Annotated in this window: 23 protein-coding genes; 6 read left to right on the forward strand and 17 right to left on the reverse strand. The window is 63.4% G+C overall.

Annotated features, from left to right (window positions below):
• Nucleotides 1-58: 58 nt before the first annotated feature.
• From G3N94_RS00005 to G3N94_RS00015, 3 genes are all read right to left on the reverse strand, one after another.
• Nucleotides 59-607 (reverse strand): RNA polymerase sigma factor, encoded by a 549-nt coding sequence (locus G3N94_RS00005; protein WP_205789575.1) that lies wholly within the window; start codon nt 605-607, stop codon nt 59-61.
• A gap of 3 nt (nt 608-610) precedes the next feature.
• Entirely contained in the window at nt 611-1222 is a 612-nt protein-coding gene (locus G3N94_RS00010) for a secretin and TonB N terminus short domain protein (RefSeq protein WP_205789576.1), read from the reverse strand.
• A gap of 278 nt (nt 1223-1500) precedes the next feature.
• A complete protein-coding gene (locus tag G3N94_RS00015; protein ID WP_205789577.1) occupies nt 1501-2553 on the reverse strand; it encodes an RNA-guided endonuclease TnpB family protein in 1053 nt (350 codons plus the stop codon).
• Between the two features lie 207 nt (nt 2554-2760).
• Between G3N94_RS00015 and G3N94_RS00020 the strand changes: the two genes are divergently transcribed.
• Nucleotides 2761-3780, forward strand: a complete 1020-nt coding sequence (locus G3N94_RS00020) for an IS110 family transposase (RefSeq protein WP_205789920.1) — start codon at nt 2761-2763, stop codon at nt 3778-3780.
• Nucleotides 3781-4170: 390 nt separating this feature from the next.
• Here G3N94_RS00020 and G3N94_RS00025 read toward each other — a convergent pair whose 3' ends face one another.
• The 4 genes from G3N94_RS00025 to G3N94_RS00040 form a co-directional block, all read right to left on the reverse strand.
• Complete coding sequence (locus G3N94_RS00025) at nt 4171-4539, reverse strand: hypothetical protein (RefSeq protein WP_205789578.1); 369 nt, start codon at nt 4537-4539, stop codon at nt 4171-4173.
• A gap of 119 nt (nt 4540-4658) precedes the next feature.
• A complete protein-coding gene (locus tag G3N94_RS00030; protein ID WP_205789579.1) occupies nt 4659-5321 on the reverse strand; it encodes a prepilin-type N-terminal cleavage/methylation domain-containing protein in 663 nt (220 codons plus the stop codon).
• Nucleotides 5305-5694 (reverse strand): type II secretion system minor pseudopilin GspI, encoded by a 390-nt coding sequence (gene gspI, locus G3N94_RS00035; protein WP_346778616.1) that lies wholly within the window; start codon nt 5692-5694, stop codon nt 5305-5307. The genes G3N94_RS00030 and gspI overlap by 17 nt, the downstream gene beginning before the upstream one ends.
• 354 nt (nt 5695-6048) lie before the next feature.
• On the reverse strand, nt 6049-6324 hold the full coding sequence (locus tag G3N94_RS00040) for a hypothetical protein (protein WP_205789580.1): 276 nt from the start codon (nt 6322-6324) through the stop codon (nt 6049-6051).
• Nucleotides 6325-6564: 240 nt separating this feature from the next.
• On the opposite strand from G3N94_RS00040, the gene G3N94_RS00045 reads away from it, so the two are divergent.
• A complete protein-coding gene (locus tag G3N94_RS00045; RefSeq protein ID WP_205789581.1) occupies nt 6565-7170 on the forward strand; it encodes a nucleotidyltransferase domain-containing protein in 606 nt (201 codons plus the stop codon).
• Nucleotides 7133-7594, forward strand: a complete 462-nt coding sequence (locus G3N94_RS00050) for a hypothetical protein (RefSeq protein WP_205789582.1) — start codon at nt 7133-7135, stop codon at nt 7592-7594. Before G3N94_RS00045 ends, G3N94_RS00050 begins: the two co-directional genes overlap by 38 nt.
• 319 nt (nt 7595-7913) lie before the next feature.
• Here G3N94_RS00050 and G3N94_RS00055 read toward each other — a convergent pair whose 3' ends face one another.
• The gene (locus tag G3N94_RS00055) at nt 7914-8450 is read right to left on the reverse strand and encodes a cupin domain-containing protein (RefSeq protein ID WP_205789583.1); all 537 of its coding nucleotides are present in this window, start codon (nt 8448-8450) and stop codon (nt 7914-7916) included.
• 301 nt (nt 8451-8751) lie between these two features.
• Here G3N94_RS00055 and G3N94_RS00060 point away from each other — a divergent pair, with 301 nt between their 5' ends.
• A complete protein-coding gene (locus G3N94_RS00060) occupies nt 8752-9510 on the forward strand; it encodes a carbon-nitrogen hydrolase family protein (RefSeq protein ID WP_205789584.1) in 759 nt (252 codons plus the stop codon).
• 190 nt (nt 9511-9700) lie between these two features.
• Here the strand turns inward: G3N94_RS00060 and G3N94_RS00065 are convergent, their stop codons facing one another.
• The 8 genes from G3N94_RS00065 to G3N94_RS00100 form a co-directional block, all read right to left on the reverse strand.
• Nucleotides 9701-10426 (reverse strand): OmpW family outer membrane protein, encoded by a 726-nt coding sequence (locus tag G3N94_RS00065; RefSeq protein WP_205789930.1) that lies wholly within the window; start codon nt 10424-10426, stop codon nt 9701-9703.
• 118 nt (nt 10427-10544) lie between these two features.
• Nucleotides 10545-11600: an amidohydrolase family protein gene (locus tag G3N94_RS00070; RefSeq protein WP_205789585.1), complete on the reverse strand. Its 1056-nt coding sequence runs from the start codon at nt 11598-11600 to the stop codon at nt 10545-10547.
• Nucleotides 11601-11713: 113 nt separating this feature from the next.
• On the reverse strand, nt 11714-12745 hold the full coding sequence (gene dmpG, locus G3N94_RS00075) for a 4-hydroxy-2-oxovalerate aldolase (protein ID WP_205789937.1): 1032 nt from the start codon (nt 12743-12745) through the stop codon (nt 11714-11716).
• An 11-nt stretch (nt 12746-12756) separates the two neighbouring features.
• Complete coding sequence (locus G3N94_RS00080; RefSeq protein ID WP_205789932.1) at nt 12757-13704, reverse strand: acetaldehyde dehydrogenase (acetylating); 948 nt, start codon at nt 13702-13704, stop codon at nt 12757-12759.
• A gap of 11 nt (nt 13705-13715) precedes the next feature.
• Complete coding sequence (locus tag G3N94_RS00085) at nt 13716-14510, reverse strand: fumarylacetoacetate hydrolase family protein (protein WP_205789586.1); 795 nt, start codon at nt 14508-14510, stop codon at nt 13716-13718.
• Between the two features lie 24 nt (nt 14511-14534).
• Nucleotides 14535-16301: a bifunctional 3-(3-hydroxy-phenyl)propionate/3-hydroxycinnamic acid hydroxylase gene (locus G3N94_RS00090; protein WP_205789587.1), complete on the reverse strand. Its 1767-nt coding sequence runs from the start codon at nt 16299-16301 to the stop codon at nt 14535-14537.
• Complete coding sequence (locus G3N94_RS00095; protein WP_205789588.1) at nt 16298-17308, reverse strand: VOC family protein; 1011 nt, start codon at nt 17306-17308, stop codon at nt 16298-16300. Before G3N94_RS00095 ends, G3N94_RS00090 begins: the two co-directional genes overlap by 4 nt.
• Before the next feature lie 16 nt (nt 17309-17324).
• Entirely contained in the window at nt 17325-18188 is an 864-nt protein-coding gene (locus tag G3N94_RS00100) for an alpha/beta fold hydrolase (protein WP_205789589.1), read from the reverse strand.
• Between the two features lie 154 nt (nt 18189-18342).
• On the opposite strand from G3N94_RS00100, the gene G3N94_RS00105 reads away from it, so the two are divergent.
• The gene (locus G3N94_RS00105) at nt 18343-19050 is read left to right on the forward strand and encodes a TetR/AcrR family transcriptional regulator (protein WP_205789590.1); all 708 of its coding nucleotides are present in this window, start codon (nt 18343-18345) and stop codon (nt 19048-19050) included.
• An 18-nt stretch (nt 19051-19068) separates the two neighbouring features.
• Here G3N94_RS00105 and G3N94_RS00110 read toward each other — a convergent pair whose 3' ends face one another.
• Nucleotides 19069-19803, reverse strand: coding sequence for an SDR family oxidoreductase (locus G3N94_RS00110; RefSeq protein ID WP_205789591.1), 735 nt, complete (start codon nt 19801-19803; stop codon nt 19069-19071).
• 104 nt (nt 19804-19907) lie between these two features.
• Between G3N94_RS00110 and G3N94_RS00115 the strand changes: the two genes are divergently transcribed.
• Nucleotides 19908-20819 (forward strand): LysR family transcriptional regulator, encoded by a 912-nt coding sequence (locus G3N94_RS00115; protein ID WP_205789592.1) that lies wholly within the window; start codon nt 19908-19910, stop codon nt 20817-20819.
• Nucleotides 20820-20852: the final 33 nt, after the last annotated feature.

Below are 20852 nucleotides of genomic sequence, written 5' to 3' on the forward strand. Positions count from 1 at the left end.
TCCTGTTCGTCGATCGCGTCCTGCCGCGAGCTTTCGGTGTTCGTCATCGAAAAAGTCATCAAAATTTGCGCCGCCCGCGCGTGCTGCCGTCTTCCAGCGCCATCTGCTGCCGCAGGCCGTCGCGGCACGCGCGCAACGCATAGCGTAGCTCCTTTTCGACGAGGCTCTCCGAAATGCCGAAGCGCTCGGCGATTTCGCGATTGAGCAGCCCGTCGATCCGCGCGGCGACCAGAATCCCCCGCTGCCGGGACGGCAACGTGTCGAGCACCTGCTGCAGCGTGTCGACGTCGCGGCGCGCGGAGACGATCCGGTCGGGATCGGCCAGTTCGTCCCGCACCTCGAACAGCTCGTCGACCTCGCCTGCGCTCAGGTGCCGCTGCTCGCGCCGATGCTGGTCGATCGCGACGTTCGCGGCCATCCGCAGCAGATACGCGTCGGCATTGGCGACCTGCGCCGGATCGTTCATCGTGTCGAGCCGCAGCCACGTCTCCTGCATCGCGTCAGCCGCGCCATCGCGCGAGCCGACAATGAACTCGAGCCGGCGGCGCAGGTGCGCATACTTGGCGACGAACAGCGAGCGCAAGCGGGTTCGCGCGTCTTCGGCCATCGCTTAGCCTCCGTCCTGCGACGCGCAGCCCGGCACGACGCCACCCTGCGCCGGACGCAGCAGGATCGTCACCGGTTGCGGCATGCCCGGCGGCGGCGCGTCGAGTGCGAGCGACCGGATCGCACGCCCGATTGCGGCATCGCGCGACGCATCGCCGGTCGAACCCGCCGTGCGAAACGCGCTCACGTTGCCCGCCGGGCCGATATGCAGTTGCACCGCCAACCGGTACGCGCCGGGACGCGTCAGCGGCGAGCGGCACAGCGCACCGATCAGCGCCGCCTGCATCGACGCGACGTACGGGCCGTAATCCGCGCCGCCGCGATGGATCCCGTCGATCGCCGACTCGGCGATCTCGAACGACAGCGGCGAATCGGCAGCGATCGCCCCGGACGGCGCGGACGGCACAGCCGGCGACGGCACGATCGCGGCCGCGCTCGACGACGGGAAGCGGGCTTCCAGCCCCGTGTTGCCGAGCAGACGCTGCAACGCGTCGCGCGGCGTGTAGAGGCCGTGCACCGCGGTACTCGTGCGCTGATCCAGCAGGCTGCTTTGCGCCATCACGGACAAGTTGCTTCTCTGGCTGAAGAGTTTGAGCGCCGCGGCAAGTGGCAGCACAGGAATATCGAATTCGACCGGGCCGCCGCCGTCACCGCTCGCGGGAGCCGCGATCGACGTCAACGACGCCTGGGCCCGCACCGCTTCGGGCACTGCGACGGATGCAAGGGCCGCCGCCAAGACCACAATTGAAGCCCAGGTCCGGCTCATCGGATCGACAGGGAAATGAGATCAGCCCGTCGCGCGGCACCGGCGCCACGCGTGGAACGGATCACGCGATCGTAAAAGCGCCCGATGACATCGATATGACCTGACGCGAACTTGACGTCCTCCGCTGCCTAAAGGGAGCGGATTCCCACGACTGGCGATGCACGTCCGCATCGGAGAATGTTCAGCGCAGCATTGGTATCACGATCATGCACGACACCACAGTTACTGCAGGTCCACTCTCTTACTCGCAGTCCTGCGATACCTTTCGGCCGCGTCGTGCTGTCTTTCGACCCGCACGACGAACAGGACTGGGTCGAACCGCTTTCGTCCACTTCCACGAACGTGGCTCCGTGCGCCATCGCCTTGTAACGGAGCTTGTCCCGGAAGGACGACCAGGCTGCGTCGTAGACGCTCTTCGCCAGCCTGGTTCTGGCGAGTTTCGCGGCCGACACGTTGCCGACCGCAATGTAATCGAAGCGCCGCACCAGCTCGAGCGCGCGCTTGTGCTGAAAGTCGGCGCGGGCATTCGCCACCTTGGCGTGCAGCTTCGCGATATGCCGCTTGTGCTTGTGTGCCCGCTGCGCCTTCGCCAGCTTGTCGGCCGCGCGCCGACCGAACTGATCGTTCGGCAGCTTCTCGCCGGTCGAAAGTGTGGCGAAGTCTTTCAGGCCGAGATCGATGCCGACGCCGGAACGGATCGGGCGCGCCTGAACATCGGGCAGCTCGATCACGATGTTGAGGAACCAGTTGCCCCGCGCATCCTGCGCAAAACTGGTTCCGTCCTTGATCTTGCCGTCGGGAAGCGGGCGACTGCAGAACACGCGGAAGGTCTGGCCGGCGAAGCGGAACGCGTCGCCCTCGCGTTTCAGGTCGCGGCCCTTCAGCGGCACCCAGCCGAGCGATTTCCTGCCGCGATAGCGCAGGTAAGGGCGACGGTGCTGGCTGCGCGACTTCGCGTATTGCTCGCATGTCGCGTTGACCGTGCCGGAGTGAATGCCGAGTTCCTTGCTGCTGCCGGTCGTCAGCACGTTCAGGTCGAAACCCGTCGGCCACTTCTTGCGCCACTTGAGCGCGTGCTTCTGCGTGTCATTGCAGAAGTTCCAGACGTAGTTCACCGCTCGGCTCTGCATGTTCAGCAAGCCGTTGAGCGACTTCACCCGGTAGCGGTAGACAAGAATCATGCCGGTCATTCTAACGAAGGAATGCCGTCTGTCGACGGCGCTCCTTTCCTCCCCGCCATCAATGGCGAGGTCTCTCGGAGAATTGAAATGAACGCGTCCCACCCAAGAACGTAGGCGCGGAGGAAGGAGGTGGATCCTCACGGGCCAACGGCATCGATGTGCCCAGGTGGAAAATGCACGCATTTCCCGGCAACCGGAGGATCCACGATGAACAGTATGGCCGTGGGCGTAGATATCGCCAAGCAGGTTTTCCAGGTGCATTACGTTGACCGGGAAACGGGAGAGGTCGTGAACAAAGCGATCAAGCGGGCGAAGTTTCTCGAGCACTTCGCGAATCGTGCGCCGTGCCTGATCGGGATGGAAGCGTGTGGCGGAGCACACCACTGGGCCCGCCAACTGACGCAGATGGGTCACGAGGTGAGGCTGATGCCGGCGGAGTTTGTGAAGGCGTTCAACATCCGCAACAAGAACGATGCGGCGGACGCTCGGGCGATCTGGCTGGCGGTGCAGCAGCCGGGCAAGCCGGTGGCGGTGAAGACCGAGATGCAGCAGGCGATGCTGGCGTTGCACCGGATGCGCGAGCAGTTGGTGAAGTTCCGCACGATGCAAATCAACGGGCTGCGTGGACTACTGACGGAATACGGCGAGGTGATGAGCCAAGGCCGAGCGGCACTGGACAAGGAAATACCAGCAGCGCTTGGCCGGATCGCGGAGCGCCTGCCGGCGGCGCTGATCGATACGTTGCGCGAGCAATGGAATGGTCTGACGAGACTCGACGAGCAGGTTGCCGAGATCGAGCGGCGGATGCACGAATGGAAGAAGGAAGACCGGGCCGTGAAGGCGATCAGCGAGATTCCCGGCGTGGGGTTGCTGACGGCCACCGCAGCGGTGGCGACGATGGGCAATCCGACCGCATTCAGTTCGGGGCGGGAATTCGCTGCGTGGGCGGGCTTGGTGCCGAAACAGACCGGCTCGGGCGGCAAGGTGAACCTGCACGGGATCAGCAAGAGAGGCGATACGTATCTGCGCACGCTGCTGATTCACGGTGCACGCAGCGTATTGGCGCGTGCGAAGGAACCCGGCCCGTGGGTCGAGCAGATGAAGAAGCGGCGGCCCATGAATGTGGTGATCGTCGCGCTGGCCAACAAGATGGCACGGACGATCTGGGCGGTGCTCGCCCATGACCGGCCGTACCAGAAAGACTACGTGAGCGTGAAGCCGGCCTGATCGGATCACACGATGTAGAAGATCAACGTTTAACACAGGGTGAACGTCGAAAGGTTGCGCAGCAATCGAGTGTGATGACAAGCCAGGTAGGACCGGGACTCGCAAAACCTGAATCAGTTGAAGAGCTTCAAGCTCGTTCGGAGAATGAGGCGCGAGTCAGCGGAATTCATAGGGGCCCGCAGCGGCACGACCGGCTGCAACAAGGCGGATATAGAGCTGCAGCCATCCTGTCTGTCGAAACACAAGAAAACTGTTGCAAACGGGACGCGTTCATATAGCAACTGATGACAAACCGCTTGTCGGCGCAGCGGGTGGCGCCTGGTTGCGCTGCGGCGACAGGCGCCGGCGCTCCGACGCGGGGTGCCCGCCTTGTCGCCAACGCCTGTCGCGTTACTTCCCGGTATCCGTGCCGCAGGTATAGACGGCCGAATACTGATACATCGGTGCCGGATGCTGATCGACACCTTCAGTCACCGGAATGGCCGCGTTGAGCGTGACCGTGCGCAACGTCGCGGGGCCGCCGCACGCGCGCACCGCGTTTTCCGCACACGGCGATTCGCCACGCCGCGCGGTCGTCACGCAGGCGACCTTCACCTGCCGGGCGCCCGCGCCCGCGTCGGCGGCATCGGCGCCACCCTCCGCCGCGCAGGCCGTCACGGCACCGCTCAGCAGCAGGCAAACGAATCGCAGCACGAAACCCGGGCGCTGCCGCAACACGGCGTGCGCTCCCGTGCAGATACCCTCGACAACGGATTTCACGAATTCGACTCCTCAACGCTTCAATACTGCACGCCGAACCTCCGCCCGGCTCACGTTAACCAAGACGTATCGAGCGGCCGAAAACCGCAAATCCGCAAATCCGCACCCGCAACCGCCGCTCACTGGCCGATCGGCATCGTGCGCACGTATTCGACGGGCGGCGTCCCCATCTGGACCGCGAACCGGATGCCGCGCGGCAGCGGCATCCCGAGCGACGTGATGTTGCTGATGCCGTGCTGCGCGAGAAACTTTGCGTACGTCTCCTCGACGACGGCCTGGCTGGCCGTCCACCCGCCCGGCGCGATCCACACCGACAGCTGCATCGCGCGCGCGTCGCGGCTCACGACCACGCTCGCGAACGCGTCCATGTGATGCAGCGCGTCCTCGAGCTCGGCGAGCGACGCAAGCGGCTGCGACGCGCTGCGCGTCAGCTCGCGCCCGTTCAGCGCGTAGCGCACCACCTGCACGTGCGTCGGGCCGCCGCCGACGCCGACGTGCCGCACCAGCACCAGCTCGTTCGGACGCAGCCGCAGCGGCGGCCCGAACACCTCGTCGGCCGTCACGAGGTTCAGCAGGTCGAACTGCAGTTGCGAGAAATAGCGGCCAAGCAGACGCGTTTGCGACAGCGTCGACGCGATCGTGTCCCGTCCGCGGATCGTCGCGTCGAGCCCGCGCCACGACAGCAGTGCGATCACCGCCAGCAGCGCGATCGCGACCAGCATCTCGATCAGCGTGAAGCCGCGCGCGCGCCGCGGCACGCGCGCTTCAGTGCCGCGCTTCATCCTGCACCACGGTAGTCATCTGCGCGAGCACGGTGCGGCTCGACGCGGACGGATAGACTTTGACCGTCACCTCGCGCACCAGCGGGCTCGGCAACGCCGTCACCGACTGGCGGCACACGAACCGGTACGGCCCCTGCGGACACGCGAACGTGTCGCTGCCGACGGGCGGCCAGCCCGACGCGATGCGGATCGCGCCGAGCGCGTTGTCCGCGCTCCAGAGTGCGAGCAGCCGCATGCGCGCCGTGTCGGTATCGGACGCGAGCGAACCGATCGCACGCATCACCGCGCCCAGCGCGACTGCGACGATCGCGAGCGCGACCAGCACCTCGATCAGCGTGAAGCCCGTTTGCGGCGGCGGCGTTGCGTGCGGCACGCGGCGGACGCGACGGATGCGGTGGACGTCAACGTTACTTTGGTCTGGTTGGAATGCCTGGTCTGCCTGGTCGCCGCACATGGCCCACGTCTGTCGATCGGTCGTCACGCATGCGCCCCCGTTGGTCACCCGTTCGCGGCACCACTGCGTCAGTCAGGTCTCGGATATCGATGCGCCGGTCCGCGTCGCGCGGCGTGGCGGCGGCCGGTGCGCATTCAAATTAAGCGACGCGCATGGCAGACGCGTGTCGAAAGCTACGAACCATTTTGAGCATGCGACTCGCGGCAGCACGCGGTAGCGCGGCACCGACACGATGCGTGCGTACGGGTTCGGCGATGGCCGGCACCGGATGCGTCAGGCGTTTTCCAGCACGGGGTAGTCGATATGACCCGCCGGGCCATCCGGATGGAACGTATCGCGGTCGGGGCGGTTGAGCGGCGCGTCCGCGGCAAACCGCTTCACGAGGTCCGGGTTCGCGACGTACAGGTCGCCGAACACGGCAGCGTCCGCGCAGTCGTCGTCGATGAACGCGCTTGGCTTGTCGAGCGCGCCGCCCAGCAGCAGCGGCCCATGGAACAGTGGCGGTCCGCGTCGGGTCCATCCCTCGTCATACGTGTCGTGATTGTGCATTACACAATCACACTGTCGATTGCACAATTTGATTGTGAGTTCGACAATCCGTCTTGCACCGCGCCTCCCTCTCATTCCGGACGCCCCAAGGCGTTCTTCCAGACGTATCGCTGGATCAGGACAGGCCGAGGTGTAGATTACACAATTACATTGTGCAATGTACAATCACATTGTGTAATATACAATTTGATTGTAGAAAACACATTTTGGCTGAGCTCCCGGTTCGACTGAAGGAGGCACATGAAAAACGCGCTTTTAAGCGAGCTCTTCGGCGGCGCTCACCGATTGGCTCTGCTTCAGGTGCTGTACATCAACCCAACGCGAGAGTTCACGGCGACAGAGGTGGCGACGCTTGCGAAGGTCGACCCCGGTAACGCGCTGCGGTGGCTCAAAAAGTGGGCCGACGTTGGGCTCGTAGAACGTATGCAGGTCGGTCGCAACATCTCTTACCGTGCGTCGAATGACCCCTTGCTCGCAGGACTTACCGACATCCTTCGCCGGAACGATGAGGTGATGACGGATATCACGGCAGCACTGCCGGACGAGGCGGAAATCGGAGTGGTCTTCGGCTCGGTTGCCCGCGGAGAAGAGAAGGCGACGTCGGACATCGATGTGCTGGTGCTCGGCGATGACCTGAGCGAGTTAAGGGTCAACGCCCGGTTGCGGCCAGTTGGTCGCAAGCACAGCCGGGAAATCCACGCGTCGGTGTTCTCAAGGAGCGAATTCGAGCAGATGCTCGCAGACGGCAACGACTTTGCACGCAACGTCGTCAGCCAGAAGGTCATTCCACTGAAAGGAGTTTTTGCCTATGCAAATTCGAACGCCGCATCAACTGGCGCAGGCTGAGCCCGCAACTGTCCGGCAAGAGCGGACCATCAGCAAACAGATGGTGCAGGAACTCCTGATGTCCGCAGGCCAGAAGTTCAAGGACAGTTCGGTCCCGGGTGTTTCTGACCCGACGAAGATGGAAGCCGCCTATGACGCAATTCTCTTCTCGGCACTGGCGGTCTTCGCCGCACAAGGCTACCGAATTTCATCAAATCAGGGGCACCACCGGCTCGCACTCGAGGGCCTCGCAGGTTCCCTGGGCCTCGGTGAATCGGTCCTCGACGAGATGCAGCTGATGCTCGACCTGCGCAATACGAAGTACACCGGCTTCCTTACGGTCAAGTCGGCGGATTTGAAGCTGGGTCTTGGCCTTGCCGAACGGATTCTCAACGAGACATCTGGGTGGCTGGAGCAGAACCATCCGGACCTGCTCAAGAACTAACCTCATTCATGCAGACTCTTCTAGTAGGCGGTCAGACTGCTGACGAACCCCATGTTCTTCGGAACATGGGGTTTTGTGTTTTTAGGCGAAGGCGGAGTCGGCGTGGCCTGGTGCGATTCGGTCCAGGACGGCCGACAGATATCCGATTCGCCAACTCAGGCGGCACGCGGCAGCTGATCCAATTTGCCGCCAATCCCCGGGCTCGCGTCTTTGCATGAAACGCTCTTCATGAGCCGTTTATTTCGTTATACGAATCGAAAACGTCGCACACGACAAGTTCAGGAACACGTCGAACCATACGGCCCACGCGAACATGCAATCACGAATCGCGGAGACGCCGTGCCAGTTCGAACACCTTGGGCTCGTCAGTTTCTCCGTCCATGTACGCAGCTTCCGTAAGCCATCCAACAGCGTTCAAGCTACGAATCTTCACTTTGCCGCTGTCGGGATAGGTGCAGACCTCATGTGGATCGTTCAGACCCACGGCGAGGTAGATGAGATCCTCATCGAAGGGATTCGCCAGTTGATGTGCGACACCTGTTCCAGCCGGGCACGAAATGCAGTCACCCGCGCGAATTTCCTGCACGACATCGCCATAGCGGAAGACGCCTCGACCAGAGAGCACGAAGAAGATCTCGTCTTCCCGGGCGTGAGTGTGAGCCGGACACGCAGTACGACCCGGCGGAACGCGGGAGACATTTGCGCCAATCCGGCCAGGCGTGGCGTCCAGTGCCGGCGTCAGGGGCTTCCACGCACTGCCCCAATGGCGTCCTTCCAACAGCTCTACTTCTCTGACACTGTCAACGTTTACGACAAGGGGCTGAACGTCTTGCCCGGTTTCTTCCTTTTGCGTCATGTTTGCTCCTTGCGCGGCACTCGAAGGAGATTGGAAACCGCGGTTAGCGGACAGGGGCTTGCCAGCGCGAAATATTATCTGGTCCTGAAACGGGATGTCCAATAAAAAGGTCTTCCAATACCCGTCTTGTCACGTCTTCCGCGTTTGGTGAAATGACGTGCTCTGATAGTATCGATTGTAGCCACGTTTGCATGAGATCCCGACACTTAAAGGGCCACGCGCACCCAGCGCAACAGGCAGGCCATTATTCGATTTGTATTCCGCTCCCCTTTTCGCCAGTCAGGCCAAGACCCAATTCGTCATGAGCGCATTCACGATCGCCGCAGCGCAGTCCACCTCCAAAGCAGCAGACATCGAAGCAAATGTCGCGCGTCACGTCACCTTCCTTCAGACTGCCGCGGAGCACGCCGTAAAAATCCTGATATTCCCGGAGCTTTCTCTGACGGGATACGAGTGCCAGCTTGGTCGACAACTCGCGATGACGCGGGAAGACCCGCGACTTCTTCCTCTCGTTGCCGAGGCGCAGCGCCTGGGCATCACTGCCGTTGTCGGTGCGCCCGTGATGCAGGAAGGTCGATCCGAAGCATTTATCGGTGCGTTCGTACTTGGAGCCAGTGGGGAAATATCGGTGCACACGAAGCAGCATTTGCATCCCGGTGAAGACCTCGTGTTCTCTGCCGGAAGTGGCGGCCCGAACCTGGTCATCGAGGGCAATTCAATTGCGTTGGCGATCTGCGCGGATTTTTCCCATTCCTCCCACGCAAAGAGCGCAGCAGATTCGGAAGCGTGTGTTTATGCAGCGAGTGCTCTTATTACGGAAAACGGGTACCCAAACGATACCGGGCTGTTGGCGGGCTACGCGGCTGAACACGGATTCGCCGTGTTGATGGCCAACCACGGCGGCGCCACCGGTGGCTGGGAGACAGCAGGCCGTAGTGCGATCTGGTCGGAAGATGGCGAATTGGTGGTTGCCGCACCCGGCCCCGGCGAAATGCTGGTCACAGGTGCGAAGGGAGCGAATGGCTGGACAGGGGCCGTGATCGCAATCGGCGACAAGTAGCCACTTTTTTTGGTCCTTCATCGGAGCGTCCGCCGGGCAATCCAGCGTCAGATGCCGGTCCCCACTTCCTTTTGATCGTGCGACGGGTGATGTCAACGACTCACGGATAGACCGCTTTCCCACCCGTCCGGCCGGCTTCTTCTCCAAGGCCCGCACGCTAATCGGCCCTCCGCATCCGTTGCCCTGAACCTCAAAACCGGTAACCGATAGAGACGAAGGTGGTAATCGGATTGATCTTCACCTTCGTCGTACTGGTCACCGTGCCGACGGCCGACCGAGTCGTCAGCGTGGCTTTGGTCGACAGCCACACGTACGCAGCGGAAACCCCGACAGACCAGTGCGAGTCGATGTTGTAGGTCAGGCCGGCATTGATGATCGGCGCAAACGACTTGCTCAACGATACCGAAGTCGGCCCCTCCAGTTGCGTGCCAAACGCGGGCGAATAAAGAAACCCGCCGGTCGCCATCTTGCTGCTGAGTTCGACGTTCTTGAACCACACATACGAAACGCCTGCGCCGACGTATGGCCGAAAGCGCGCCGACGGCTCACCGAAATGGTACTGCGCAAGAATGGCCGGACTCCATGCGCGCGCCGTCCCCAGTTCTCCGAGTCCCGCCAGCGTCCCGGTGCCGCTCAGGTGCAGCTTGGGTGGCACGCCCAGAATCGTCTCCAGCGCGACGTGATCCGTGACGAAATAGGTCGCCGTGAACGCGGGCGTATCGGTGTCGCCGACGCTCGCACCGCTCCCCGGGACCGTGTTCGAATGCCCGAGCGCATTGACCGTCAGGGGTTGGCTGGAATCCTGCGGGGCCATATGCAGCCATCCTGCATTGACCATCCATTGGCCCGCCGATTGCGCATGGGCGGCCGGAATCGCTGCGATCGACAAGAGAATTGCCGCGCTCGTATGCTTCATGTCGTCTCCGAATCTAGTGATTTGAGTTACTGCTCTGCTGGGGGAAATGCCGCTGTGCGGCACCGGACAGATGTCGTCCGCTACGCGCACGCATCCGCTTTCCGGAAAGGAACGGGATTCAGCGATCGCGTAGCCTGTCGATCAGCCGAACGCTCGCGCCAGCCGCTGCACGCTTGAACGACGTCAGCGGGCCGTCGTCATGCGACGACACGGCGGCAATGCGTTCTCCAGCGGCTGCAAGACGCGGGAACAGCCGCAGCGCGTTGCCGCGATCGATTCCAGCGCGCGCATTGGCATTCCAGATCGGCGATCGTTCGAGGGTGTCGCGCTGCATCGCGGTCACCGGCGCGGGCGCGAACGGGAAATCGCTGCCAAAGAGAATCTGCGACGGCTCGACCAGCTCGCGCAACGCGGCCTGCGGATAGGCCGCGGGCGACAGCGCCGTATCGAAATGGAATCGGCGGATGTACGTCAGCGCACCTGCGGGCATCGTCGACACGTAGTCCGGCATAAGGTTGGCAAGTGACAGCCGCCACGCGACGTAAGGCAGAAAGCCACCCGCGTGCGCGAGAATCCAGCGTATGTCCGGATAGCGTTCGAGCGTCCCGGTCAGCATCAGGTTGAGCGCCGCACGCGTCGTGTCGCACAGGAATTCGATCAGGAAGCCGGGCGCGCCAAGCCCGAGCTCCTCGCTCGTCCGATGCAGGTTCGGATGGACGAAAACGACCGCGTGGCGGCGATCGAGCTCCGCCATCAGTTCATCGAACTCGGGCGCACCGAGAAACTTGCCGTCGGTACTGCCGAGCAGCACGACGCCGTCCGCCTTCAGCACGTCGAGCGCATGAACGGCCTCCGCGCATGCATGCTCGGTGAACGGCATCGGAAGCACGGCAAACGAACCGAAACGGCCACGGTGCACATCGCACAGTCCTGCCGCATATTCGTTGCAACGGCGCGCGAGCGTACGCGCTTCTTCGAGATTGCCGAAATACACGCCCGGCGCGGAGATCGACAGCAAAGCCGCCTGAATCGCGTTCGCGTTCATCACGTCCAGTGATGCATCCGCGCTCCACGCCGGAAGTGCCGCCCCCGCGACTTTGTGCAGGCCGTGCCGGGACATCGTGTCCCGGTAGACCGGCGGAATGAAATGGTGATGGACGTCTATGCGTTGCACGGCACGCTCCAATACGGAATTTCTGATAAGCAGTACGTATTGTTATACGGGGTATTGCACACGTATCGTCGCTACGCCGGCCCGAAACCGGGACGGCGAAAGCGTGACGCCGGCTACGTTGCCGTACCGGAAGCGGCGCGTGCGTTCGACAGGTCCAGCGCGACGTCGACGATCATGTCTTCCTGCCCTCCTACCATTCGTCGGCGTCCCAGTTCGACCAGGATATCGACCGTGCCAAGCCCGTACTTCGCGGCCGCCCGCTCGGCATGGCGCAGAAAGCTCGAGTACACGCCGGCATAACCCAGCGCGAGCGTTTCCCGGTCGACGCGCACCGGGCGATCCTGCAGCGGTCGCACGATGTCGTCCGCCGCATCCATCAGCCGATACAGATCCGTGCCGTGATCCCAGCCGAGGCGGTCCGCCGCCGCGACGAACACTTCGAGCGGCGCATTCCCCGCGCCGGCTCCCATCCCAGCAAGACTCGCATCGACACGATCGCAGCCTTCCTCCACTGCGACGATTGAATTCGCGACTCCGAGGCTCAGGTTGTGGTGTGCGTGGATGCCCGTCTGGGTCTCGGGTTTCAGCGTGTCCTTGAACGCTCGCACGCGGTCGCGTATGTCGTTCATGTTCATTGCGCCACCGGAATCCACTACATAGCAGCAGGTCGCGCCATAGCTTTCCATCCGCTTCGCCTGCTCTGCCAGCCCCTGAGGCGTCTGCATGTGACTCATCATCAGGAAGCCCACCGCCTCCATGCCGAGTTCACGCGCATACTCGATGTGCTGGCGCGAGATATCGGCTTCCGTGCAGTGCGTGGCAACCCGCACGATACGCGCACCCGCGTCGTAGGCCGCCCGAAGATCGTGCACGGTACCGATACCGGGCAGCAGCAGCGTGGCGACCTTCGCGTGCGTCACCACGCTGGCGACCGCCTCGATCCATTCGACGTCCGTGTGCGCGCCGAAGCCATAGTTGAAGCTTCCGCCCTGCAAACCGTCGCCGTGTGCCACTTCAATCGAATCGACCCGGGCTTCGTCGAGCGCCATCGCGATCTGCCGCGCTTGCGCGACGCTGTACTGGTGACGAATCGCATGACTGCCGTCGCGCAGCGTCACGTCGGAGAGGTAGATCTTCTTGTCCATATCGGTGGAACTCACGTTGCGTTGGCCAGCAGGCGGGCGGCGACTTTCTCCGCCGTGATCTTGGCGGCGCTCGTCATGATGTCGAGGTTGCCGGCGTACGCGGGCAGATAGTGGGCTGCGCCTTCGACTTCAACGAAGATCGACGTCTTGAGGCCCGTCATGCGCTCGCCGACGCCTGGAATCCGGATCGGCCGCTCGGCATCGATGCGGTCGAACTGCACGCGTTGTTTCAGGCGATAGCCGGGTACGTACGACTGAACCGCTTCCGCCATTCGAGCGACCGATTCTTCGATTCGGCCTTCGTCGGCGAATTCGCTGAGCGTGTACACGGTATCGCGCATGATGAGCGGTGGCTCGGCCGGATTGAGCACGATGATGGCTTTCCCCTTGGCCGCACCGCCGACCACCTCGATTGCCCGCGACGTCGTCTCGGTAAATTCGTCGATGTTGGCGCGCGTGCCGGGTCCGGCGCTCTTGCTGGAAATCGATGCGACAATTTCGCCGTAATGGACTTTCGCCACCCGGGATACGGCGGCCACCATTGGAATCGTCGCCTGGCCGCCACACGTAACCATGTTCACGTTGAGTGCGTCGAGATGGCGCTCGCCGTTCACCACCGGAATGCAATACGGACCGATCGCCGCCGGTGTCAGATCGACGCAGCGGATGCCTGGCTTGATCGCGCGCAGGAACGCATCGTTGCGGATGTGGGCCGACGCCGATGTCGCATCGAAGACGATGTCGATGTCCGCGAACAGCGGCATCCGGCTGAGTCCTTCGACGCCCTCGTGCGTCGTGGCAACGCCCAGGCGGGCGGCACGCTGCAGCCCGTCCGATGCCGCGTCGATGCCGACCATCGCGCCCATCTCGATGTGTTCGCCGTGTCGCAGGATCTTGATCATCAGATCGGTACCGATGTTGCCACTGCCGACGATGGCGACCTTGAGTTTCTTGCTCATCGATACGCTCCTTAAACGATGCGGCAGCGCACGCTGCCGAGTGCGCCGATCTGCGCGTGAATCGCGTCGCCGCCCGTCACCGGCACCATCGGCCCCAGCGCGCCGGACAGGATCACGTCGCCCTCCCGCAGCATTTGCCCGCGACGCGCCATCGTGCACGCCAGCCAGTAGACCGCGCGCAACGGATGGCCGAGACAGGCCGCACCGACGCCAGTCGACACGGTCTTGCCCTGACTCGACATCGACATGCCCAGTTCGCCGAGCGAGAGCTGGCCGATAGCGATCGGCTGATGGCCAAGCACATACAGACCGCATGATGCGTTGTCCGCGACGGTATCTTCGAGCGTGATCCGCCAGTCCGCGATTGCGCTGTCCACAATCTCGAGTGCCGGCAGCGCATAGGCCAGCGACGACAGCACCCGGCCATAACCCGGCGCTTCGTCGTCGAGGTCGCGTCCGACGACAAATGCGATCTCCGCTTCGATCTTCGGTTGCAACAGCCGATTCATCGGAACCTCATCGCCGTCGAGATACGCCATGTCGTCGAACAACACGCCGAAGTCGGGCTGGTCGACACCCAGTTGCTGCTGTACCGCGATCGAGGTCAATCCGATTTTTTTGCCGACGATGCGCCGCCCGGCAGCGGTTCGCACTGCCGTGTTCGCTGCTGCGACGGCGTAGGCGGCCTCCAGGCCGGAAATGCCGAACCGCGCAGAGATCGGTTCGACGGGGGTACGCGTCGCGCGCGCATTGCGCAGCACTTCGGCTGCGGTTTGAATGCAAATGTGATCGAGCGAAGGAGACATGACTGATGGAATGGAAATCGAGGTTCAGGCTGCTTTGGCGATGGACGGCACGCGTGACGACGTGGACGCGCGATCGGCGAACACGCCGTTCGACATGCCCAACTGGTCGCGCAGTCGCATCACAGTGCGATTGAGTTCGGTCACGGGAACGACGGCGAACACGAATCGGTCCGGCCGCAGGATCGCCACGGCCTTGTCGCTGAACCCGGCCTTCACGAACCAGGCGACCATTTCCCCGTTGATATCCTCGACCTCCGTCACACCACCGTTCCGGTTGTCGCGATCGACGCCCTCGAGCCCCTGCGGACGTCCGCCGTACGGGTACAGCGTGACGCACTGCACCGACAAGGTCTGCAAGGCCTTCGCCGACAGTTCGTCCAGATAGCGAGACGGATCGACCTTCAGCCCGACGAGCGAAAACCCACGCCCGAGCAGGTCATCCATCCGCTGCCTCGAGCCGTCGAACCGGCGCACTTCGGGTTGCGGTGCCAGCGCGCCCTCCGGTCCGTTCCGACGGCGACGCGGCATGCCGAGGTAGGCGTTCTTCCGGTAGACCGGAGCCGGCTTGAAGCCGCCCTCCTGAAACCAGCGCTTCAGCGGCGGAATCGTCCGGATGGTCGCAAGGGACGCATCGCGCAGCAGCGTCGCGAACGGATTTCTCGCCGACACGACGTTCTTCAGCAACACGGATACGTCGATCATCGCCTTTGCATGCGCGTGGCGCTCCGACTGATAAGTGTCCAGCATTGCGTCGCCGGCGAGGCCGCGCAGCACAAGGTCGAGCTTCCAGCCGAGGTTGTACGCGTCACGCACGCCGGAACTGGCGCCTTGCCCCATGAACTGCGGCGTCATGTGCGCCGCGTCGCCGGCCAGCAGCACCCGGCCGACCCGCCATTTGGCCGCGATCAACGCGTTGAACGTATAGACGAGCTTGCGCTTGACGACGAACTGGTCCGGATCGACGAACCGGGACAGGTATTTGCGCACCGTCTCGGGCCGCTCCATGTTCTCCTTCGTTTCCCCCGGCATCAGCATGAATTCGAAGCGGTGGAACTTGTCGGGTTGAACACAGCTCACGACCGGCAGCTTCGGGTCGACGACGAAATTGAAGTACGGCAGGTGGCGCAGCGCGTCGGTACCCGGCTTGCGCTCGATGTCCACCACGAGCCAGGGTTCCGGAAAGCTCTTGCCGGCCATTTCGATGCCGAGCCGCGTGCGTACGATACTGCGGCCGCCGTCCGCACCAATCATGTAGCGTGCCCGCATCGACCGCGCGTCGGGATCGGTGTCGACGCTCGCCCGCGCATCGGTGCTGTCGCTGAATCGCGCTTCGCGCGTCGCCTGATGCACGATGCTGACGCCGTCTGCGTCTTGCGAAAAATCGACGACTTCACGCCCGCGCCGGATGTCCACATTCGGATAACGTACCAGCGTGTCGGACAGCGTCGTCTCCAGATACGGTTGATAGAAGAAGTTGATGACCGGCCAACCGAGCGGCCGCCTGCGCGGCATGTACTGCGTGATCGGCGTGCCGTCGGGACGAACGAGCTGCACCGGCGTCTCCATCATCATCCGCGACTGCAGTTCGTCTGCCACCGCGAGATGCTGGAAGATGCGCATGCACTCATCGTCGGTGTACACCGCACGGGCGTTGCCGTAAAAAACCGGCTCGCGCTCCAGCACGACGACGCGATGGCCGGCCTGCCCGAGCATGTGCGCCAGCACGAGGCCGGTCGGCCCGAGCCCCACGATCGCAACGTCGCACACATCGTCCTGATGCACTGCGTTCATGACTGGTCTCCTTGTATAGTGAATTCCGGGCGCATCAGCGACGCGAGCGCGCGGCGTGCGCGCCCCAGCCTGACGCGCAGACTCAGGTTTTCGGGACGATGCCCCCACAGGCTGATACCTTGGTAGGTCGTCGTGCGCCACGCGTGCTCATCCACCACGATCGGGTTCCAGCCCAATTCGATCTCGAACCCCGACGGGGTTTCGACGTAGAAGGAAAGTTCGCGGTCGTTCGGGTGCTGACCGATGGCATTGGCAATCGGGTAACCCATCGCTCGGCATCGCAGATAGGCTTGGGTCACATCGTCCAGCGACGCGCACTGAAGATTCATGTGGTGGATCTGCGTACGCAACGGATTCAGACGAATGCCGCGTGTCGATGCGGTCGCGAGCGAATGGTGGCGCTCGTTCAACCGAAGGAATGCAAAGTCGAGACTCAGGCCGTCGATCCTGTCCTCGATTTCGTCGGAGAGCCGCGCGTCGAACACCATTTTCCAGAAGGCCTGCATGGCTTCCGGCTGACGGGTCGTAATCGCGACGTGCCCCATGCCGGAGGCGCCGGTCACGAATCCGCTCGCTTTCATCCACAACGGCAAATCGCTCAGCACCGCGTCGGTGAACAGCTCGGTGCGCAGCATTTTCGGCCCCGCGAAGAACCAGAATCGCTTCACGCCTCGCAACGCGGCCTCTTCAGCGCTGCCTTCCTGCACGCTGATGCCGTTCGTGGCCAGACGCGCGAGCGCGAGTGTCAGCGCCGCGTCATCGTCCAGTTGCCAGCCGATGGCGACGACGTCTTCGGCGGCCCCCTCGCGGATGATCAACCGTCGTTGGTGCGAGTCGATGCGGCACGCGAGTACGCCGGGTTGAGGGCGATCCACGTGCAGTCCGAGGCCTTCCGCGACGAATTTCCTCCATTCGTCCAATCGGCTGGATTCGGCCAGCAAATAGCCCATACGGATGCGACCGAACAGACTTTTCGGTGCGGACGGTGAACTCACAATGGTAGGCATGACGACAGGCTCCGGCTCAGCGCGTACGGGCGGCACGCGTGTCGGCGCGGTCCTGTGCGAGGAACGCCAACACCATTGCGTTGAATTCGTCGGCACGCTCCCACTGCACCCAGTGGCCGGTCTTGCTGAACAGATGCACATCGCAGTTCGGCATGCGCCGTTGAAGCGAATACGCACCGCCGGGACGATTGACCTTGTCTTCCGTGCCCCACAACACGAGCGTCGGGTTTTGGACCGACGCCAGACGCGCATCGCGTGTGAAATCCACCTTCTTGAATTGCGGGATGCCTTTGGGCCCAAGCAACGGCGGGCTGGCCACGACTTCCGGATCGATGCTGAATTGAAAGCGCTCCTGGATCGTCGAATCGGGTACCAGGCTGCCGTCGTACACGAGGTCGCCCCGGATGAACGTCGTGAGCTTTTGCAGCGTGGGGCCGTCACCCTTGTAGTAATTCAGCAGACGCTTGAGGCCGGGCGTGGGCAACCCACGCGTCGTGTCCACCCCACCCGGCCCCATCAGCACGAGGCGGCCGACAGCGTCGGTGCGCTCCAGCGCCATGCGAAGCGCACATGCGCCGCCCAGCGAGTTGCCGATCACGTGCGCGCGCCGGATGTTCAGTGCATCCAGCATCCCGAGCATGTTCGCGGCCAGATCGCCGAAGGGATCGCCACGATCCAGCCCCTTCGTCGATTTGCCGTAACCGGGCATATCGGGCACGACGACTCGATAGTGACAGGCGAGCGCGTCGACGTTCCGGGAGTAATTGGACATCCCGGAGGCGCCCGGACCGCCACCGTGGAGCATGAGGACCACGGGCCCCTCTCCCAGCTCGGTAAAGAAGATGTTCCGCGCACCGACTCGAACGGTGCGTTGATTCATTGCGCGAGTCACGGACGGGGCGTTCACGGCGTTGTCGCTCCAGAAAGATGATTGAACTTGCATGGTCGCATAATGAGATATTTGTCATTATGACAATATACTCGTTTTCACCTAGCACGCAGGAGCGCCTGTTGTGTCGCCGTATAATTCGGCCATGAGTGAAACTACCGTTGACCATCGGACCCGCGTTGCCGCCGAGCGACGCGAGCGCATGCGCGCTCGCCTGATCGAAAGCGCGATGCTGGTGTTCGCAGAGAAGGGGGTGGGAGCGAGCGTCATTCAGGACGTCATCGCCGCGGCGGGCGTCTCGCAAGGGACGTTCTACAACTACTTCCGAACGAACGAGGATCTGCTCGCAGCGGTGACTCAGGAGCTCAACGACGAGTTGCTGCGCTTGATCGAAGCCGAAGTGCATGGATACGAGGATCCGGCGCGGCGCATCGCATGCGGCGTGCGACTGTTCCTGCACACGGCGCGCATCTATCCGCTGCTGGCTCGCTTCATCTGTGCGTCTGGCCTACTTTCTGCAGGACCCGGCAGTCTCATCTACGTCTACCTGCCGGTTCACGTCGAACAAGGTTTGGCGCAAGGCCGTTTCCGCGATGTCACCGTCGACGTGGCACTCGACGTGATCGCGGGAACCGTGCTCGCAACCATCCTCAGGGTGACCAATGAGGGCGCTCCAAACGTCGAACCGGAGCCCGTAGTCAGCGCCATTCTGCGCGCGCTCGGTGTCGATCATTCGGAGGCCCAGGCGCTTGTGGAGACTGCGTTGGTCAAGATCGCGGTGCCCGCCGACTCTCTGCTCGAGCGAGGGCATGCAAGGCTGCAGGACCAGATGCACACTGCGAAGGATTCCTGATATCAGGATTCGTCTTATTCAGACGAACCGGCCACCACCATCGACGTGCAGCACCTCCGCGTTCACGTAATCGTTGCCCAACAGGAATGCGATCGCATCGCCGATCTCGTCCGCACGCCCGGCCCGGCCGCCGGGCAGTGTAGCGGCGGCTTGCGCGAACAGCGCCGCGCGAACGTCCGGATCGAACCCGTCGAACAGCGGCGTCTCGACGAGCCCCGGCGATACGACGTTGACGCGAATCGGCTTCAGTTCGAGTGCGAGCGACTGCGCCAGTGCTTCGACGCCACGCACCGCCGCAGCCAGCACTGACGTGCCATGTGCCGACGGGCGGTCGGCGAGCTGCCCGCTTGTCACGACGATCGACGCAGTCGGCGGCATCAGCGGCAATGCGGCGCGAATCGCATGGATCGCGCCCGCGATCCGCTCGTGCACGGCCGCAAGCAACCGTTCCGGCTCGCTGTCCGCAAGCGTGCCGGCAACGAAGCTGCCGGCCGTGACGACGAGATGATCGACACGCGTCATCGCGCGGAACACGGCTTCGACGGATGCCCCGTCCGTGATGTCGGCAACCGCCGTGCCGGCGCCGCCGATCTCGCGCGCCGCCGCTTCGAGCTTCGCGCGCGTTCGCCCGACCAGCGTGATTGCCGCGCCGCGCGCTTTTGCCGCGGCCGCCGCCGCAAGGCCGATCCCCGAGCTCCCGCCGAACACGACGACATGCGCGCCACGCAGGCTGGATTGCGTTGTGAGTTCCATGCGATTCCCCGTCAAAAGTTGTGAAGGTGGACGAACGTTATGCCATTCCGGATCACGATGGAACGTGCGAGAATCGACTAAGGCTCATGCCATGGAGGAATGGCTTGGACACGTTTCAATCGATGCGCCTGTATGCGCGCACCGTCGAACTCGGCAGCTTCTCGGCCGTCGCACGCGAGGAACACATCACGCAGCCGACGATGAGCAAGGTGATCGCGGCGCTGGAGAAGGAGCTGGGCGTGCGCCTGCTCGACCGGACGACGACGAGCCTGACGCCGACCGACGAGGGCCGCCGGTTCTACGAGCGCTGCAAGCGGGTGCTCGAAGAGGTTGCCGACGCGGTCGCCGACGTGCGGGGGCAAACGCAGCGACCGGTCGGCGCGTTGAGCGTCAGCGCCCCGCTGGGGCTCGGCGAGCTGCGGCTCAATGCGCTGATGCTCGAATTCCTGCGCGCGTATCCCGAGATCGACGTCGAGCTGGACCTGACCGATCGCGTGATCGATCTGGTCGAGGAAGGCGTCGACGTCGCGATCCGGATCGGCAACCAGCTCCCGCCCGATGCGGTGGCCCGTGCAGTCGCGTGGTCGCCGCGCGTGCTGGTCGCGGCTCCGGAGTATGTCGCGCGGATGCCGAAAATACGCCGGCCCGAGCATCTGCTCGCGCATCGCTGCGTCGGCTACGCGCGGGTCAGCGTCGGCGCCGAGCTGGAATTCACCCGTGGTGGCGAGCGCATCGTGGTGCCGACGCGCAGCCAGTATCGCGTCAACAACTCGATGGCGTTGCGCGAATGCTTTCTTGCAGCATTCGGCCCAGGCTCGGCGCCGGCATGGCTCGTTCAGGATCTGATCGACGCGGGACGGCTGGTTCGGCTGCTGCCAAAGTGGGAGATGCCGCCGCACTCGGTGCATCTCGTCACGCCGTCACGCCGGTACCAGCCGTTGAGAACGCGCGTATTCCTGCAATTCATGGCGGAGCGCATTCCGGCGCTTCCGGGGTTTCAGGTGATAGGAGTGTAGCGGCGACGCGCGTGCCGGCCACATCGACGACGC

The organism is Burkholderia sp. Ac-20353 (genome assembly GCF_017104785.1).
Taxonomy (GTDB): Bacteria; Pseudomonadota; Gammaproteobacteria; order Burkholderiales; family Burkholderiaceae; genus Burkholderia.

Coding starts and splice junctions, on each gene's coding strand:
- G3N94_RS00100 (WP_205789589.1), bottom strand. CDS start 18,188: ATGAATCAACGCACCGTTCGAGTCGGTGCGCGGAACATCTTCTTTACC.
- G3N94_RS00005 (WP_205789575.1), bottom strand. CDS start 607: ATGGCCGAAGACGCGCGAACCCGCTTGCGCTCGCTGTTCGTCGCCAAG.
- dmpG (WP_205789937.1), bottom strand. CDS start 12,745: ATGGACAAGAAGATCTACCTCTCCGACGTGACGCTGCGCGACGGCAGT.
- G3N94_RS00060 (WP_205789584.1), top strand. CDS start 8,752: ATGAGCGCATTCACGATCGCCGCAGCGCAGTCCACCTCCAAAGCAGCA.
- G3N94_RS00105 (WP_205789590.1), top strand. CDS start 18,343: ATGAGTGAAACTACCGTTGACCATCGGACCCGCGTTGCCGCCGAGCGA.
- G3N94_RS00045 (WP_205789581.1), top strand. CDS start 6,565: ATGAAAAACGCGCTTTTAAGCGAGCTCTTCGGCGGCGCTCACCGATTG.
- G3N94_RS00040 (WP_205789580.1), bottom strand. CDS start 6,324: ATGCACAATCACGACACGTATGACGAGGGATGGACCCGACGCGGACCG.
- G3N94_RS00095 (WP_205789588.1), bottom strand. CDS start 17,308: ATGCCTACCATTGTGAGTTCACCGTCCGCACCGAAAAGTCTGTTCGGT.
- G3N94_RS00080 (WP_205789932.1), bottom strand. CDS start 13,704: ATGAGCAAGAAACTCAAGGTCGCCATCGTCGGCAGTGGCAACATCGGT.
- G3N94_RS00020 (WP_205789920.1), top strand. CDS start 2,761: ATGAACAGTATGGCCGTGGGCGTAGATATCGCCAAGCAGGTTTTCCAG.
- G3N94_RS00015 (WP_205789577.1), bottom strand. CDS start 2,553: ATGATTCTTGTCTACCGCTACCGGGTGAAGTCGCTCAACGGCTTGCTG.
- G3N94_RS00110 (WP_205789591.1), bottom strand. CDS start 19,803: ATGGAACTCACAACGCAATCCAGCCTGCGTGGCGCGCATGTCGTCGTG.
- G3N94_RS00030 (WP_205789579.1), bottom strand. CDS start 5,321: ATGAAGCGCGGCACTGAAGCGCGCGTGCCGCGGCGCGCGCGCGGCTTC.
- G3N94_RS00055 (WP_205789583.1), bottom strand. CDS start 8,450: ATGACGCAAAAGGAAGAAACCGGGCAAGACGTTCAGCCCCTTGTCGTA.
- G3N94_RS00090 (WP_205789587.1), bottom strand. CDS start 16,301: ATGAACGCAGTGCATCAGGACGATGTGTGCGACGTTGCGATCGTGGGG.
- G3N94_RS00085 (WP_205789586.1), bottom strand. CDS start 14,510: ATGTCTCCTTCGCTCGATCACATTTGCATTCAAACCGCAGCCGAAGTG.
- G3N94_RS00065 (WP_205789930.1), bottom strand. CDS start 10,426: ATGAAGCATACGAGCGCGGCAATTCTCTTGTCGATCGCAGCGATTCCG.
- G3N94_RS00050 (WP_205789582.1), top strand. CDS start 7,133: ATGCAAATTCGAACGCCGCATCAACTGGCGCAGGCTGAGCCCGCAACT.